The organism is Rhodococcus sp. D-46, from assembly GCF_011290655.1.
GTDB classification, from domain to species: domain Bacteria; phylum Actinomycetota; class Actinomycetes; order Mycobacteriales; family Mycobacteriaceae; genus Rhodococcus_F; species Rhodococcus_F qingshengii.
Window position 1 is genome coordinate 13,773 of record NZ_JAANTF010000018.1, and the last position, 19,402, is coordinate 33,174.

Annotated in this window: 2 protein-coding genes; both read right to left on the reverse strand. The window is 61.0% G+C overall.

Annotation, left to right across the window (positions count from 1 at the left end; genetic code table 11):
- Positions 1–212: 212 nt before the first annotated feature.
- On the reverse strand, positions 213–14,063 hold the full coding sequence (locus G9U53_RS31860; RefSeq protein ID WP_165639920.1) for a non-ribosomal peptide synthetase: 13,851 nt from the start codon (positions 14,061–14,063) through the stop codon (positions 213–215).
- A gap of 93 nt (positions 14,064–14,156) precedes the next feature.
- Positions 14,157–19,388 carry a non-ribosomal peptide synthetase gene (locus G9U53_RS31865; RefSeq protein WP_242692866.1) on the reverse strand — a complete coding sequence of 1,744 codons (5,232 nt, stop codon included), beginning with the start codon at positions 19,386–19,388 and terminating at the stop codon, positions 14,157–14,159.
- Positions 19,389–19,402: the final 14 nt, after the last annotated feature.

A 19,402-nucleotide genomic window follows, 5' to 3' on the forward strand; every position in this document is an offset into this window, starting at 1 on the left:
CACCTTCGCTTTGGTACTGCAGTTCGATCAGTATTCGCAGGAATCCGATCACTTCCGAGGTTCTACCCTTGACCTGGGCAAATCGCGTTCGACGTCCCGGTAAAGCCCCAATAGTTGATCGGACACACCGAACCATTGTTACAGCTGTCGCGGAGTGGACATCATCGGACTGTTCGGGATATGGGAGTCCATCAACTTCGTGAACGGCGGCGTCAGCTCAGAGTCCACGTCGCGGGATCACACGCCAGGCGTAGATCTGGCAAAGCTCCTTCGACAACACCTGTGAAGACGTCTGTCGGACCAACCGCGTGCGAAACCCACTCCTCTGCAAGTAGCTCCTGTACCTCTGCGTCCTTCGCCGCTTCCGAGTACAGCAGTACGACGCCACCGACCGCTCCGCCAAGCAGAATAGTCAGAATCGATGTTTCGTCTTCCTCGGGACCGAAGTACATCAAACGCGATTCATAGTCGACATCGTGCTTCTGCGACATCGCGTCCAACTTCGCTGCGAGCTCTCCATGGGTGATCTGGCCAGGGTGCGAACCGGCAACCACGACCGCGATGTCGTCCGCGCTCAGCGGACGAAGCCGGTCCGTGTAGTTCACGGAACGACTCGAGTACGACGCCACCAACTCGATAACATCTGGCTGGTCCAAGTCGAGGCTCGTGTCCAGCGGTACGTCAGATTCGGCCTCACCCGAAATCAACGCCAAGGCCACACTCGGAGCCGTTTCTGTCCCACGTGCTGCTCCTGTAGCTCCTACCAGAGCTGCCGCGCCGGCTTTGGACAGCGCCCAGGCCGCCACCACCAGTTCGATGCCACGCAATCCTGTGATCCCCACCGTGTCGCCCGGACCGATCCCAAGATTGATCAGGTGGCGAGCGAGGCGAGATGATCGTGCATCGACCTCGTGGTAAGTCATTTCCTCCTCATCGCACACGACTGCGACAGCATCAGGATCAGCCTCTACGGAATTTGCCAATCGCTGTGGCACGAGTCGGCCCGTCGGAGCGCCAACGGCCGGGGGCGGCGTTGTGTCCACGGAGCCGAGGACTTCTGCTCGTTCGGAGTCGGTGAGCAGTTCGATGTCACCAATCGGACGTGAAGGATCCGAGGAGACCCGATCTAGAACGCGGACGAAGCGCTCGACATGTGCGTCGGCGGTTGCTTGGTCGAAAAGGTCCGCAGCGAAAACCAAATGGCCGAGCAACCCTCCCGTTACCGGATCTGAACTGAGATTGAGTTGGAGGTCGAACTTCGCAGTCGCCTCCACACCCTCGACAGCCGTGATCTTCAAATCCGGCAGACTGAACGAGGCTCCTGCCATCGGTTCGACCGACAGTGCAACCTGGAAGAGCTCGCTCGCTGACGCCGACAAGGCGCCGGTTACTTCCTCGAACGGGATGTCTCCGTTCGCAAATGCCTCGAGATCGACGTTTCGGACGAGCGAGACCAAGTCGCCGAATCCCGCTCCGAGATCCGGAGCGGTCCTGAGTGCAAGCGTGTTGACGAACATTCCGACTATGTCGTCCAGTTGCTGCTCACCTCGCCCGGCCACTACCGTTCCGATCGCGAAATCTCGGCTTCCACTCAACCGTGCGATGAGTACTGCAAGCGCAGCGTGCACAACCATGAACAATGTGGCGTTGTGTTCGCGCGCAATCTCGTTGAGCCGCGCCGCCGTCTCCGCGTTGACGGAGAACTCCGAGACACCGGCACGTGCAGACATCTGCGCGGGTCGCTGACGGTCGGAAGGCAATCCGGGCGTCGACGACACACCGTCCAACGTCCGGCGCCAGAAGTCGAGTTGCCGTGCAGCCTGTGAGCCGACCTCGCCAGCGCTACCGAGTACTTCGCGCTGCCAGATCGCGAAGTCCGCGTACTGAACAGTCAACGGCGTCCACGACGGCGCGGTGCCGCGCACGCGAGCCTCGTAGGCGACCATCATGTCTCGGGCAAGAGGTCCCATCGATTCACCGTCAGCGGCGATGTGATGAGCGACCAAGACGAATATGAAGTCTGCCGGGCCCAACTCGAGCAACCCAGTGCGTACAGGTACCTCCTGAGCTACGTCGAATCCGGTCGTCACCAACTCCACGACGCGATTGAACGCCGCGGCCTCGTCGTCCACCTGAATCGTTTCGAGAGGCGAAAGGAGTTCGTCGATCGCGACGATTTTCTGAACCGGCCCTTCGATGTCACTCGGGTAGCTGGTCCGGAGCGACTCATGTCGAACCAAAACGTCGTGAAGAGCCTGGCGCAAAGCCGCGACATCCAAGTTCCCTGTCAATCGCAGAGCCAACGGAATGTTGTATGCCGCAGAACCGGGATCCATCTGGTTTACCAACCACATTCGCTGCTGGGCCAAGGACAGAGGAAGACGTTCTGGACGTTCCCGCGCCTCCAACTCCATCCTCGCACCGGAACCTGCGGTCTTTTGGACTACTACAGCCAAACCTTCCACTGTCGAGTTCTCGAACAGCACGCGCACCGGGACCTGCGCATCGAGTGCCTGCCCCAATCTTGCTGCCAACCTGGTAGCGATCAACGAATTACCACCCAGTGCAAAGAAATCGTCATCCAGACCGACCCGCTCCGTGCCCAACACATCTCCGAACACCGACGCAACAATTTCCTGCACCGCTGTGACCGGCGCCCGAAACTCTGCTGCCTCGAATACCGGTGACGGGAGAGCCTTTCGATCCAATTTGCCCGACGCATTGAGTGGAAGCTCGTCGAGGACAAGAACCTTCGAGGGCACCATGTACGTCGGAAGCACGGCCCGGGCAGACTCCAGAACTTCCGACGCATCTACTGCAGTTCCCACGACATACCCGACCAGGCTGTCGCCGAACGTCGCATCGCTGTGCAGGACGACCACCGCATCTGAAACCGCCTCGTGCGAGATCAGAGCAGATTCGATCTCGCCGAGTTCGATACGCTGCCCCCGCAGTTTGACCTGGAAATCCGATCGGCCGATGTACTCGAGCTCGCCCCGACCGTTCCACCTGACGAGGTCGCCGGTTCGATACAACCTGCTGCCGCCATCTGAGGCGCCCCTTTCCCCGCCCGCAAAGGGGTTGGCGACGAAACGCTCCGCCGTCAACGCCGCTCGGTTTCCGTATCCGCGACCGACACCGACACCACCGACATACAACTCGCCGATCACGCCCGGCGGCACCATACCCAACGACCGATCCAGAACGAACAGATCCATGTTCGGCACCGGTGCACCGATCGGAACGCTGACGGTGTCATGCGCAGTCACCGCGTGGAACGAGACCACGTCCGACGCTTCCGTCGGGCCGTAACTGTTCACCACGCGTACTCCGCCTGACAACAAACTGCCAAGACGATTAAGCCGGATCGACTCGCCTCCAAGGAACACAACATCGAGAACGCTCAAAGCAGACTCCTCGTCGGAATCCACCACGGCTTCGAACGCGCTCGGCGACATGTTCGCCACTGCAACGTCACCGTGCCCGACGCGAGCAACGATCGCATCCGGATCGAAACCGTCCGAGGCAAGCACTACGCTCCGACCGCTGCTCAACGCTGCCCAGACGTTCTTCTGCGTCAAGTCGAAACTCGGTGACGACGCGATCAATAGACCACCAGTTTCGGGCAACTCGCTGCGGTACCAGGCCACCGTGTTCTCGATGCCGGCCATCGGCACCAACGTCGGCTTCGGACGACCCGTCGAACCGGATGTCGAAATGACATACCCCAAGCGGTCCCCCGCACCGAGTTCACGCCATCGATCCGTCGGCCTCTCCACCATCGGCGAATCGCGCATGATGCTGTCGAGGACGATCACGTCCACCGCCAGATCGAGAGTCGTCGTACTCACCGCGCATCGGGCACCGGTGTCGGCGATTATCGCTTCGATCCGATCCTGTGGGTACGACGGATCGATCGGCCCGTACGCAGCACCCGCCTTCCACGCCGCCAACATACCTACGACCCACTCGACCGACCTCGGCACGATCAACGCGACGACGTCATCCGGACCGACGCCGGCCGCCGTCAATCGCTCGGCCACCACGTTTGCGTAGGCGTCGAGCTGCCCATAGGTCAGCGCCTCGCCATCGCACTCGACGGCAAGAGAATCAGGCGTCCGCCCAACCTGTTCTTCGAACATCGCAGTCAAGGACGCGCCTGCCAACGCTGTGCGCCCACCAGCGGACCAGCTGAGAAGGTTGCTGCGCTCAGCAGCGGTAAGTACGTCGATATCACCCAACCGAACTGACGGATCAACAGTGATCTCAGCAAGGATGCGCCCGAACCTGCAGGCAAAGCCTGCCACCGTCGACTCGTCGAACAGATCCGTCGCGTACGTGAACTGCGCCGCCATCCCCGCCGGGGCACCCGCCTCGTCGAACTGCTCGACCATGGTCAGCTGCAGATCGAACTTGGCCGCCACCGTGTTGGCGTCGATTCCCGCAACTGTCAGATCGCCAAGTCGAAGCACCGACTGCTCCATGTTCTGGAACGACAGCATCACCTGGAACAACGGATTACGCGCCTGCGACCGCGCCGGATTGAGCACCTCCACCAACCGCTCGAACGGCAGATCTACGTGCGCAAACGCACCCAGATCGCCCTCACGAACCCGACCCAACAACCCCGAGAACGACTCCGAAGAATCCACCTCGGTCCGCAACACCAACGTATTGACGAACATCCCGATCAAATCATCGAGAACCTGCTCACCACGACCCGCCACCGGAGTACCGATCGCAATATCGGACGTCCCCGACAACCGCGACAACAACACCGCCAACGCCGCATGCACCACCATGAACAAGGACGAATTCGACTCACGGGCAATTTTTTTCAAAGAATGATGCTCTGGCGCGTCGATAACGAAAGCGTGTTTGGCGCCACGATTGGACGCCACCGCCGGCCGCGGACGATCAGCCGGCAAATCCAACTGATCCGGCAACCCCGCCAACGCCGACTCCCAGAACCCGATCTGACGCGAAATCAACGACGACGGATCATCTTCCGAACCGAGAGTCTCCCGCTGCCACAACGCGTAATCCGCATACTGCACCGCCAACGGCGTCCACCCCGGCACCTCACCCCGAGAACGAGCCTCGTACGCCACCATCACATCACGCGTCAACGGCCCCATCGACACACCATCACCACTGATGTGATGAACCACCATCGCCAACACGAACTCCGACTCCGACACCGCGAACAACCGCGCCCGAACCGGAACCTCCACCGCCACATCGAAACCAGCCGACAAGAACTCCGTCACCGCACCAACGACATCGGACTCCGACACCGCCACCGGCGACAAATCCAACCGCACCCGATCCGCAGACAACACCTCCTGGAACCCGACACCGTCGACCTCCGGATACACCGTCCGCAAAATCTCATGCCGCACAACAACATCCGACACCGCAGCGTCCAACGCCGCCACATCCAACAACCCCGACAACCGAATCGCCACCGGAATATTGTTCGCCGACGACAACGTATCGAAACGGTTCAAGAACCACATCCGCTGCTGCGCCAACGACAACGGCACCCGCTCCGGACGCACCCGAGCAGTCAACGCCGCCCGCGCACCCGAACCAATCTCCGACTCCATCCGCGCAGCCAACAACTCCACCGACGACGCCTCGAACAACACCCGCACCGGAACCTGTGCATCGAGCGCCTGCCCCAACCGAGCGGCCATTCGAGTAGCAATCAAAGAGTTTCCGCCGAGTGCGAAGAAGTCGTCATCCAGACCCACTCGCTCGACCCCGAGTACCGCCGAGAAAACAGAAGCGACAATTTGTTCTACCGGCGTGACCGGGGCCCGGAACACCGCAACCTCGAACACCGGCTCCGGCAACAACTTCCGATCCAACTTCCCAGACGAGTTCAGAGGCAACTCGTCCAAGACCATGATCGCGTTCGGAATCATGTAGACAGGTAGCGATTCAGGAAGCGCGTTCCTCAAGACTTCTACGTCGATCACAGAATCCGGGACCGCGATCACATATGCGACCAGCTGATCGCCCATATCGGTGGATGCCACAGTGACCACACACTGAGCTACCGTCGAATGCGCCAGCAGAGCTGACTCGATCTCACCCAGTTCGATCCTCTGACCACGGAATTTGACCTGAAAATCGGTACGCCCGACATACTCGAGTTCGCCTGCGGTGTTCCACCACACCAGGTCCCCGGTGCGATACATCCGACTGACACCGGGATTGATTTCACCGTTCGTGTCGCTCGCCTCCACAAATGGGTTCGCGACAAAACGATCACTGGTGAGATCGGGTCGCGCGACGTAACCGCGCGCCAGTTGATCACCGGCCAGATACAGCTCACCCGCAACGCCTACCGGCACCGGCTGCAACCGACTGTCCAACACGTAGACCTGCGAGTTCCACTCGGGCACCCCGATCGGAATCCCTGTTGATTCCGATCCATCGACCTCGTAGTAGGTGATCGAGACCGCAGCCTCGGTTGGGCCGTACACATTGTGCAGGCCTGCAGACGACACCTGAGCGAATGCACGCACCGTCTCGACCGGCAATGCCTCACCGATCACGAATACGTCCCTCAGTGACACCAATGCGTGTTCCGGAACCGAAGTCGCGAAGACGGTCAACATCGATGGAACGAAGTCCGTCAGCGTCACCCGATGATCTTCGATCAGACGAGCCAGATACGCGGGATCTCGATGGCCGTCGTGAGATGCCAGCACCACTCTCGTACCGGACAAAAGCGCAGTGAAGTATCCCCACAACGAGACGTCGAATGTCGTAGCAGTCTTCTGCAAATAGACGTCTTCTGGGCCGATGGCGTACTGATCCTGCATCCACAGGACCTGGTTCACGATGGCGTGATGCGACACCGCAACGCCTTTGGGCTTGCCCGTGGAACCCGAGGTGAAGATCACGTAGGCGGCATTCACATCATGCAGACGACCGCGACGATCAGCATCGGAAATGACTGAAGCCGAGTAGCTCGAAAGATCGACATTGTCGATCAACAGCACGTCGGCGCCGTTCGGCGCTACGAAAGCGTCCCTCGTCGTCGACAGCACACAGACTGGATCGGCCGTCGTGAGGATGTGCCCGATTCGCTCGGCGGGGTGATCGGGATCCAAGGGCACGTAGGCTCCGCCCGCGGCGATCACCGCGTACATACCTACTACCAGATCGAGCGATCGACGCATCGCCAAGGCCACCAACGATTCGGGCCCGACACCATCTTCGATCAGCTTGCGTGCCAATTTGTTCACACGTTCCGACAACTCGCCATAGGTCAGCGACTGGCCGTCGAACACCACGGCAACAGCATCGGGTGCCAACGCAACGCGAGTGTCGAACAGCGAAGCCAATGTCTCACTGTTCCCGACGTCATGTGCGGTGGAGTTGCGCGCAGTCAACAGCGACTCGCGCTCGGCCTCGTCCAACAGCTCGATGTCACCCACGGTGATCGACGGATCCACGACCACCTGTTCGAGGATCCTGGTGAACCGATCGGCGAATCCACGAATCGTCGACTCGTCGAACAGATCTGTGGCGTATGCGAACTCGGCGAACATGCCGTCTTCGAGCGCATCTTCGACGCGGGGAGCGAGAGTAAGTTGAAGATCGAATTTCGCGATACCGGCATCGAACTCGACGCCTGAGACTTCCAATCCCGAAAGCTCCAAAGCATCCTGCGACATGTTCTGGAAGAACAACGCGACCTGGAACAGCGGGTGATGTGCCTGCGATCGGGTGGGATCGAGCACCTCGACCAGCCGCTCGAACGGAACATCGCCGTTGCCGAGCGCCTGAAGGTCTGTCCTCCGCGTTGCCGAGACGAGTGCACTGAACGAACTGGCGAGGTCAACAGGAGTCCGCAGGACCAGTGTATTCACGAACATACCGATCACATCGTCGAGCGCCTTTTCGCCTCGCCCTGCAACCGGAGTACCGATCACGATGTCACTGGTACCGGACAACCTTGCGAGAAGCACGGCGAGGGCCGAATGCACCACCATGAACAGCGATGCGTTCCGCTCGCGTGCGAGTGAGTCCAAGCTCGACCGAATCTCTTCGCTGACGGAGAAGCGATACGTAGCGCCACGATTCGAGGCGACGACCGGGCGGGATCGGTCAGCCGGTAACGCAAGCACTTCCGGAGAATCACGGAGGACGGAGCGCCAGTGGTCCAGCTGAGCCGAGATCAACGAATCCGGGTCGTCCTCGTCGCCGAGGACCTCCCGCTGCCAGAGTGCATAATCGGCGTACTGCACCTCGAGCGGAGTCCAATTCGGAACGCCGTTCGAAACCCGAGCGGTGTAGGCAACCATGACATCCCGAGTCAACGGGCGCATCGAGAAGCCGTCCGCTGCGATGTGGTGCACAACGAAGGCCAGAACGTACGAATCCTCTGCAAGTTCGAACAACCCGACTCGAACCGGAACGGTTGACGTCACGTCGAAACCCTGGAGCGCGAAACTCAGAAGTTCGTTGTGAATATGCGAGGCGTCGATGACCTTCGGTGTCAGTTCAACCGGCACCTCGGACGATGGGAGGACTACCTGGTGTCCTTGTCCACCTTGCTCCGGATAGACGGTCCGGAGCGACTCGTGGCGTTCGATTACATCAGAAATCGCATGCCTCAGCGCCGAAACATTCAGGACGCCTTTGATATTCAATGCGATTGGAATGTTGTTGACGGCAGAATCAGGATCGAAGCGGCTGAGGAACCACATTCGCTGCTGAGCTAGTGAGAGTGGGATCAACGCCGGCCGTGGGCGGGCCACGAGCGCGGTCCTCCCTCCTGCCCCTGCGATCAACTCAACCTGCGCTGCCAAACCTTCGACAGTCGAAGCATCGAACAACACCCTCACCGGAACCTGAGTGTCGAGCGCTTGACCTACGCGAGCCACCAACTGCGTTGCGACCAAAGAGTTTCCGCCGAGCTCGAAGAAGTCGTCATCCAGACCGACCTGTTCCAACCGGAGAACATCTCCGAAGACGCCGGCCACAGCGATTTCGGCGACACTCGACGGTGTCCGAAACTCGCGCGCCACGAACACCGGATCCGGAAGAAGCTTCCGATCCAACTTCCCCGACACACCCAACGGCAACTCTTCCAGCACCATCACCACCGCCGGCACCATGTAACCCGGCAGACGACCCGCAACAACTCTCTTCAACTCGTCAACGTCCACCACACCACCAGCGGCCGTAACGTACGCAACCAACACATCCTCACGCACAACCACAACTACCGACGACACCGACTCGTGCTCACGAATCACCGACTCGATCTCACCGAGCTCGATCCGCAAACCGTGCAACTTCACCTGAAAGTCACTACGCCCGATGTACTCCAACTCGCCCGACGCAGTCCACCGCACCACATCACCGGAGCGATACATCCGCCCACCATCACCCGAGAACGGATTCGCCACAAATCGATCCGACGACAAATCCGGCCGACCCACATACCCACGAGCCAGCTGAACACCCGCCAGATACAGCTCACCCGCAACACCTACCGGCACCGGACTCAATCGAGAGTCCAGAACAAACACCTGCGTATTCCATACCGGAGCACCGATCGGCACCCCCAGAACATCCGCCGGCACCACCTCGTGGAACGTCACATCCACCGCCGCCTCGGTCGGACCATACAAATTGTGCACCCCGACACCCGGCAACACAGCCCACACATCGGCAACAACACTCGCCGGCAACGCCTCACCTGACGCGAACACCCGAGTCAGCGAAACACACGCAGCCACAGACGAATCCGTCACGAAAACCTCGAGCATCGACGGCACGAAATGCACCGTCGTCACACCCTCCCCCACAATGACCGACGTCAAATACCGCGGGTCACGATGCCCATCCGGCACAGCCACCACCAACCGAGCACCAACCTGCAACGGCCAGAAAAGCTCCCACACCGACACATCGAACGTGAACGGCGTCTTCTGCAACACCACATCCGACGAATCCAACCCGTACTCGTCCTGCATCCACGCCAACCGATTCACAATCGCCGCATGCGAAACCGACACACCCTTCGGACGCCCCGTCGACCCCGACGTGAAAATCACATACGCCGCATTGCCCGACCGCAAAGGCGAGACCCGATCGATATCCGAAACAGAGTTATCCGAAAAACCAGACACATCAACAACATCAACCTCGACCACCGGTACCACACCGGCATCGAATCCAACGTCAGAGGTACTGATCACGCATACCGGCGACGCCGACTCCAACACGTACGCATTGCGCTCCGCAGGCTGATCCGGATCCACCGGAACATACCCACCGCCAGCCTTGAGCACGCCGTAAACCGCAACCAACAAATCAACCGACCGACGTACCGCCACACCCACCAACGACTCCGGTCCTACACCCACCGAAACCAGGTACCGGGCAAGACGATTCACCCGCGAATCGAACTCCGCATATGACAGCGAAACACCCTCGAACGACACAGCTACCGAATCCGGCGACGCCGCAACCTGAGCATCGAACACGTCCACCAACGACACATCCGCAACCTCATGCGCAGTGCCATTCCACGACTCGAGCACCAAAGATCGCTCACCCGAATCGAACATATCCACATCACCAACCCGAACCGAGGGATCGGCAACCACTGCTTCGAGAACTGAAATCAACCGCTTTCCGATTGATTTGGCAGACGACTCGTCGAACAGGTCGGTCGCATAGACCAGTGCGACGGTCAAACCACCGACCTTGTCCGCGGTATCAGATTCCCACACAGTGAATTGGAGGTCGAACTTCGCGGCCGACGACTCTACGTCCAGTCCGGAAATGCGCAGTCCCGGAACCTCCAGACTTTGCTGCATGCTCTGTCCCAAGTTCTGCAGCGAGAGCATCACCTGGAACAACGGGTTCCGTGCCTGAGACCGGGCGGGGTTGAGTACCTCCACCAGTCGTTCGAATGGCACATCGGCGTGCCCGAAGCCGCTGAGGTCGGATTCGCGCGCCCGCGAAATCATGTCCCGTGCCGAAGCTTCGAGATCAACCTCCGTGCGGAGGACGAGTGTGTTGACGAACATTCCGATCAGGTCGTCGAGAGCTTGATCGCCTCGACCGGCGACCGGAGTGCCGATCACGATGTCCGAAGTCCCCGACAACCGCGCCAGCAGAATCGCCACGGCACTGTGCAACACCATGAACAGAGATGCGTTGTTGTCGAGCGCAATTCGATTGAGAGCCTGGTGGAGATCCGGCTCGATCGTGAATGTGTGCCCGGCTCCCCGGTTCGACGCGACGCGCGGGCGCGGGCGGTCCGACGGAAGATCGAGCTGATCGGGGATACCGGCCAACGCGTGGCGCCAGTAGTCGACCTGGCGAGTGATCAGAGAATCCGGGTCGTCTTCACTGCCGAGAACCTCGCGCTGCCACAGTGCAAAGTCGGCGAACTGTACGGGCAGCGGAGCAAGATCGTGCGAAATTCCCTGTGTCCGAGACACATAAGACGAAACGATGTCCTTGGTCAACGGTCCCATGGAGAACCCGTCACCGCTGATGTGATGGACGACGAACACGAGGACGAATTCGTCGGCGGCGAATTGGAAGAGTGCCGCCCGAATCGGAACCTCGGTGGTCACGTCGAATCCCGGAGTCACGAAGTCGGTCACGCGCTCGACGATCGCCGACTCGTCCACCCGTATGGGAGTCAGGTTCGGTACCACGGCTGCAATGTCGACCAGGCGCTGATATCCGACGCCGTCGACCTCCGGGTACACAGTCCGAAGGATCTCGTGCCGCTCGATCAAATCCTCGAGTGCGCCTTGCAACGCATCGACATCGAGCGCTCCGCTGAGCCGCAGCGCGACCGGAATATGGTCGACTGCCGATTCTGGTTCGAATCGATTGAGGAACCACATGCGCTGCTGTGCCAAAGACAGCGGAACCAACTCGGGGCGCTCGCGAGGGATCAGGGGAACGTGAGCCTTGCGGTCTTCTGAGATTTTCGCTTCGTCGATGAAGACGGCAAGTTCTGCGGCGGTGGGTGCGTCGAAGAAGTTGCGCATGTCGATGGCGATGCCGTGTTCGGCATTGATCCGCGCAACCACGCGAGTGGCGAGCAATGAGTTGCCGCCCAGTTCGAAGAAGCCGTCATCTGCCCCTACCCGATCCTGCCCAAGTAGATCGGCAAAGATCGCGACCACACCGGCTTCGGTGGGTGTCGCGGGCTCGCGATACTCAACCGTCTTCGACGCGAATTCGGGTGTGGGCAAAGCCTTTCGATCCAGTTTGCCGCTGGCGTTGAGCGGAAACTCGTCCAGTTCGACGAACATGGCAGGGATCATGTAGTCGGGTAGCCGTTCGCCAAGCGACGACGTCAGATTCTCAGAATCGATACCCTCGGCGACGATGTAGGCCACCAAGTTGTCACCGATCGTTTCGTCCGAATGGACGATCACCACGGCTTGGGAAACACCTTCGCAATCGAGCAGTGCCGCCTCGATCTCACCGAGCTCGATGCGCAGACCGCGGAGCTTGACCTGAAAGTCGGTGCGACCGATGTATTCGAGCTGACGGTTCGCTCCGGCACCGCGCCAGCGCACCAGGTCTCCGGTTCGGTACATCCGGGATCCGTCAGTAGCGCCGGGCCGCGCCACGAAGCGGTCTGCCGTGAGATCGGGACGCGACACGTATCCCCTGGCCAGCTGAATCCCGGCAAGATAGAGCTCTCCTGCTACACCCGACGGCGAGGGCCGCAGCGCATCGTCGAGCACCAGGAGCTCGGTGTCCGCAACTGCTGCACCGATCGGCACCGACACCTGATCCTGCTCGCCGGTTTCGTAATAAGTCACGTCGACGGCGGCTTCGGTCGGGCCGTACAGGTTGTGGAGTCCAGCGCTGCTGACCTCGCGCAGACGTGCCGCCGTTCGAGCCGGCAACGCCTCACCGGAAGCGAACACGTAGCGAAGGGTTTTGACCTGCGCAACAAGGGGTTCGGCGACGAACACGGCGAGCATCGACGGCACGAAGTGCACCGCCGTCACTCCGCGCTCGATCATCGTGCGAGCCACGTACACCGGATCACGATGTCCGTCGGGTTCCGCGATCACCAGCGATGCACCGACCTGCAGCGGCCAGAAGAACTCCCACACGGACACATCGAAAGTGAAGGGTGTCTTCTGCAAGATCACGTCGTCGGCAGTGAATCCGTACTCGGTCTGACGCCATTGCAGGTTCGCGACGATGGCACGGTGAGAGACTGCAACGCCTTTGGGGCGTCCGGTCGATCCGGACGTGAAGATGACATACGCAGTGTTGTCCGCGCGCAGCGGCGCCAACCGGTCGGCGTCGGTGACAGTTGTCTCGGCACGACCCGACAAGTCGAGGGTGTCGACGTCGAGCGTGGGCGTACCGTGCGGCAGCACCACGGCATCGGACGTTCGTGTGAGCACAGCCGTGGGCTTCGCGATCTCGAGTACGTAAGCGAGACGGTCGGCAGGATGATCCGGGTCGAGTGGAACGTACGCGCCGCCGGCCTTGACGATCGCGTACATCGAGACGAGGAGATCGATCGATCGACGCATCGCGAGACCGACGAGGCTGTCCGGTCCGACACCTGCCGCGACGAGTTCACGGGCCAGGCGGTTCGCCCGCGCGTCGAACTGCGCGTAAGTGAGCTGCGTTCCGGCGTAATCCAGCGCGAGCGCATCCGGCGTCCGCTCGACCTGCTCGTCGAAGAGTCCTGCGAGGGTCACGTGTGCATCGGACTCCGACGCGACCTCCACGATCGAAGTGCCGTCGGTGATGAGACGGTCGACCACCGCGCCGAGACCGTCGGCCTCGCTGCCGATCAGCTCTGGCAGCACCGTGGAAACGACAACAGGAACCAGGGCATCCGCCCCCAATGCCCCACCCATCGCGGTGTCGAGAGTGACCAACTCGTCATTGAGTCGTCCGTAGCTGATTTCGGTTCCACCGTGGCTCAGAGCCACACGATCAGGATCTACCGCCGCAACTGCAGCCACCAACTTCGGCAGATCTTCGATCGTCAGCGACTGCGGTCCCGGAATACCGACGGACATCTACACTTCCTCCAACTGACTTTCGTGAAGTGCGCCCCGGTCGAGCACAGCGTTCTGCTCGGCCGGAGGCGTTCACTGGGCAAATACTGAATGTTACCCGGCCGTACCCCCACGGCCCGCTGACACCGACTGTGCGTCAGCTATCACCGAGCTCACAAGTGTGGCGAGACCGTCGACGCCAAGTGCCGGCAGGATGCCCGGAACAAGTCCGGCGAGCGACACAGAAACCAGAGCATCGGGGGCGAGAGCAGCCCCCATGGCGGTACGCATGGCAACGAGCTTGGTCGACAACTCACCGAAGGTGACAGCCTGATCTCCGTGGGTGAACGCAATTGCCTCAGGATCGGCGGCCGCCGCTGCGGCTGCCAGTTCGGGTAGGTCCGCCGCGGACTTCGGCTCGGCAGCGCTCGCTTCCTCGCGTTCCTGCTCGGTCACGATGTCGATCGTGCGAATCACGACCCCGGGATCGGTCACCAGTTCTTCGAGCACCCGCCCGAATCGCGCCGCAAAAAGCGCGATGGTCGATTCGTCGAACAGGTCGGTCGCATAGGTGAAACGCATCCTCAACCCGGACAGCACCCCGGCATCGTCGAATTGCTCGATACCGGTGAGCTGCAGATCGAACATCGCCTGGTCGAAACCGTTGTCGACCGCAGAGAGCTCGAGGCCCGGGAGCTGGAACGTACCGAGAGCCATGTTCTGGAAGGTGAGCATGACCTGGAAGAGCGGCGAGTATGCGTGAGAGCGCTCTCGCCCCAGTTCGTCGACCAACCGCTCGAACGGTACGTCGGCATTGGCGAATGCCGACAAGTCCTTGTCCTTCACGTGTGCCAGAACGTCGACGAACGTCGAAGCAGGCGCGATCTCCGTTCGCAAGACCAACGTGTTGACGAACATCCCGACAAGATCGTCGAGCGCCCGCTCACCTCGACCCGCGATCGGCGTACCGATTGCGATGTCGTTCGATCCACTCATCTTCGCCAACAGCACGGCCAGGGCAGTGTGAACCACCATGAAGACTGTCGAGTTCTGCTCCCGTGCGATCGTCGCGAGCCGGTCCGTGGTCTCGGAATCGACGGCAAACTCGAATTCCGCACCGCGCATGCTGGCCCGCGCCGGCCGCGGCCGGTCGGTCGGCAGTTCCAGAAGCTCCGGAGTGCCCTTGAGCTCGTTCACCCAGTACGCGAGTTGACGGCCCAGCTGACTGTCCGCGTCCTCCGGCGATCCGAGGACATCACGCTGCCACAGCGTGTAGTCGGCGTACTGCACCTCGAGCGGAGCCCACTCCGGGGTCTCCCCGCCGGTACGTGCGGTGTACGCAACCATGGTGTCTCTGATCAACGGAGCCATCGAGAAGCCGTCACCGCTGATGTGGTGAATGACAACGACGAGGACCCGCTCGGATTCGTCGACCTCGAAGAGACGGATTCGCAACGGAACGGCTGTCGTGACATCGAAGCCCTCGCGAACTGTGTCAGCCACCTGCTCGGCGACCGACGCTTCGTCGGTTGCGATCACTTCCAGTCCCACCGCCGCTGCGGAGCGAGGCAGGATCATCTGAACCGGTCCGTTGCCCCGGTCCGGGTATACCGTCCGGAGCACTTCGTGACGCTCGATCAGATCCGACACCGCTGAGTGAAGTGCGTCGACATCGAGTGCGCCGGACAGCCGGATCGCGACGGGGATGTTGTACGCACCCGAGGTCTTGTCGAACTGATTGAGCACCCACATACGTTGCTGCGCCAACGACAGCGGAATCTCGTGCGGACGCACCTGAGCCACCAACGGTGGGCGGCCACCAGATCCCGCGTGTTCGAGAACCCTCGACGCCAATGCCCCGACAGTCGACGCCTCGAAGATCACGCGGACCGGAATCTGCGCGTCCAACGCCTCACCCAGCCTCGACACGACCTGCGTCGCGACGAGAGAGTTTCCGCCGAGCTCGAAGAAGTCGTCGTCGAGTCCGACCCTCGCCACACCGAGTACGTCAGCGAACACACCCGCCACGATCTCTTCGACGGGGTTGGTCGGCGCACGGAATTCGGTCGCCTCGAATTCGGGGTCGGGCAGGGCTTTGCGATCGACCTTGCCGTTGATGCTGAGCGGTAGTTCGTCCAAGACCATCAATGCCGCCGGCACCATGTAACTCGGCAACTCAGCCACAAGAGTCCGCTTCAAGGTTTCGACATCGATGCTTTCCCCGCTTTGAGGAACGACGTAGCCGACAAGTCGATCACCGATACGCGCATCCGACTTGGCCACCACCACAGCGGAGTCCACGCTGGCCTGCTTGCGAAGAAGCGCTTCGATCTCACCGAGTTCGATGCGGTAGCCACGGATCTTGACCTGGAAGTCGGCGCGCTCCACGTAGTCGAGTTCGCCGTTCTCCGTCCACCGGACGAGGTCGCCCGTGCGGTACAACCGCGAACCCGCGTCACCGAAGACGTTGGCCACAAATCGTTCCGACGTCAGATCCGCGCGACCGTGATAGCCGCGAGCAAGCTGGGCACCGGCGAGGTAAAGCTCCCCGGTGACTCCGACGGGGACCGGATGCAAACGCGTGTCGAGCACGAACACCTGCGTGTTCCATTCGGGGGCACCGATCGGCACCGAGGTCGTATCGTCCGAACCGACGACGTGCGCTGTCACCGAGACGGCGGCCTCGGTCGGACCGTACAGATTCACCAACTGCGCGTCGCTGAGTTCTGCGAACTCGGTCGCGGTCGCGGCCGGCAACGCTTCACCGATCGCAAGCACCTGACGAAGTGATTCCGGAAGGCCATTTTCCGATGCCGACTGCAACATCGCGAGCATCGACGGCACCGCGTGGAGCGTCGTGATCTTCTCCCGGGTCATCAGGTCGAGCAGGTAGCTCGGGTCCTTGTGACCTTCGGGTTCGGCAATCACCAGTCGTGCACCGGAAGTCAGTGCCGACCAGAACTCCCAGACCGAGAGGTCGAACGTTGCCGCGGTCTTGAGCACCATCGCATCGGATCGGTCCAGGCTGTACTGATCGCGCTTCCAGAGAATCTGGTTGACCACCGCCTGATGCGAGATCGCGACGCCCTTCGGTCGCCCCGTCGATCCCGACGTGAAGATCACGTAGGCGGTGTTGCCCACTCGCAGTGGAGCAATCCGATCCGCATCGGTAACCGTCGCTTCCGCGTAGGACGCGAGATCGATCGTGTCCACCTCGATCACGGAATCACCGAACGCCGGATTCTTCGCAGTGGTCGAGGCGGTGAGGACGCAGACCGGATCTGCCATGGTCAACACGTACTCGATGCGGTCCGCCGGGTGGTTCGGATCGATCGGTACGTATCCACCACCTGCCTTCACCACCGCGTACATGGCGACCAGCAGTTCGACCGATCGCTCGATTGCCAACGCGACCAACGACTCCGGACCGACACCGGTTGCAATCAGATGGCGTGCGAGACGGTTCACACGTGCATCGAACTCGGCGTAGGTCAGCGACGTGTTCCCGGCGATCACTGCCACCGCACCCGGGTTCGAACCGACCTGCTCGTCGAACAGTTCGACCAGAGTGACTCCCGGGACGGAGTGATCGGTCTCGTTCCAGCGGTTCAGGATCCGGTCGCTCTCGGACGAATCCAGCAGCGCGAAGTCGCCGACGGTCAACGACGGATCGGACGCGATCTCCGCGAGCAATCGCACGAATCGATCGGCGAAGTCCTGCACGGTCGACTCGTCGAACAGATCATGCGCGTAGCTGAACATCGACGTGATGCCGGCTGCAGATCCGTTCGCGTCGTACCGATCACTGACGATCAACTGAAGATCGAACTGCGCGACCCCGTTGTCGATATCGACGCCCTTGACGGTGAGCCCCGGAAGCTCGAGCCCTCCGGTTTCCATGTTCTGGAAGAGGAAGCCGACCTGATAGAGCGGATGACGAGCGGTCGAACGTGGTGGGTTGAGCACCTCCACGAGTCGCTCGAAAGGAACGTCCGAATGTGCAAATGCTTGAAGGTCGGTCTCCCTGACACGTCCGAGCAGGTCGAGGAACGGCGCGCCGCTGTCGATCTGCGTACGGAACACCAAGGTGTTCACGAACATGCCGATGAGATCGTCGAGTGCCCGCTCACCACGTCCTGCAATGGGTGTACCCACCGCGATGTCCTCGGTTCCGGACAGTCGAGCCAACAACATCGCGAACGCAGTGTGCGTGAGCATGAACAGCGTCGAATTGTTTGCCCTGGCAAGACCGCTCAACCGAGCATGCAACTCTGCATCGATATCGAAGTGCAGGTAACCACCGCGGAATGACTGCGTCGCGGGGCGCGGCCGGTCGGCGGGAAGTGCAAGCTGATCAGGCAGCCCGGCAAGAGCATTGCTCCAGTACGCAATCTGCTGCGAAGCAATAGATCCCGCGTCTTCCTCACTGCCCAGCACCTCTCGCTGCCACAGGCTGTAGTCGGCGTACTGAACGTCGAGAGGAGCCCAGGACGGTGTGTACCCGGCAACCCGCGAGGCGTATGCGGTCACGACATCCCGAGCGAACGGTGCCATCGAGGAACCGTCGGCGGAAATATGATGAATCGCGACACCGAGTACGTATTCGTCGGAAGCCAACTGGAACAACCGGATACGAATCGGAATCTCGCGTGTGACGTCGAAGCGCGTCGACGCCAGCGCGACCAACTCACCTTCGAGTTCGTCCACGCCAGTCGGTTCTGCGACGATTTCGTCCGACCAACTCGACACGGGCTTGACGACCTGCACCGGACCGTCTCCGATTTCCGGGTAGACGGTTCGAAGTGATTCGTGCCGCCCGATCACATCAGAAATCGCCGCGCTCAGCGCCGAGACGTCAAGATCGCCCTGAAGGCGCAGCGCCATCGGGATGTTGTATGCCGCTGCACTCCCGTCGAATCGGTTGAGGAACCACATACGCTGCTGCGCCAACGAAAGCGGAATCCGCTCTGGCCGCTCGACCGCGGTCAGCGCGACTCGCCCACCCGACCCGGTCCGGCTTTCGGCGTGCGCTGCGAGATCCTGCACCGTGGATGCTTCGAACAGAACTCGAACCGAAAGTTCGGTGTCGAGAGCATCGGCGATTCGTTTGATCGTGCGAGTGGCGTTGAGAGAGTTGCCGCCGAGCTCGAAGAAATCGTCATCGAGACCCACACGATCAACACCCAACACCTCGGCAAACACCGACGCAACGATCTCCTCCACCGCCGTCACCGGAGCCCGGAACACCGCAACCTCGAACACCGGCTCCGGCAACAACTTCCGATCCAACTTCCCCGAAGCATTCAACGGCAACGCATCCAACACCACAAACTGCGACGGCACCATATACGACGCCAACC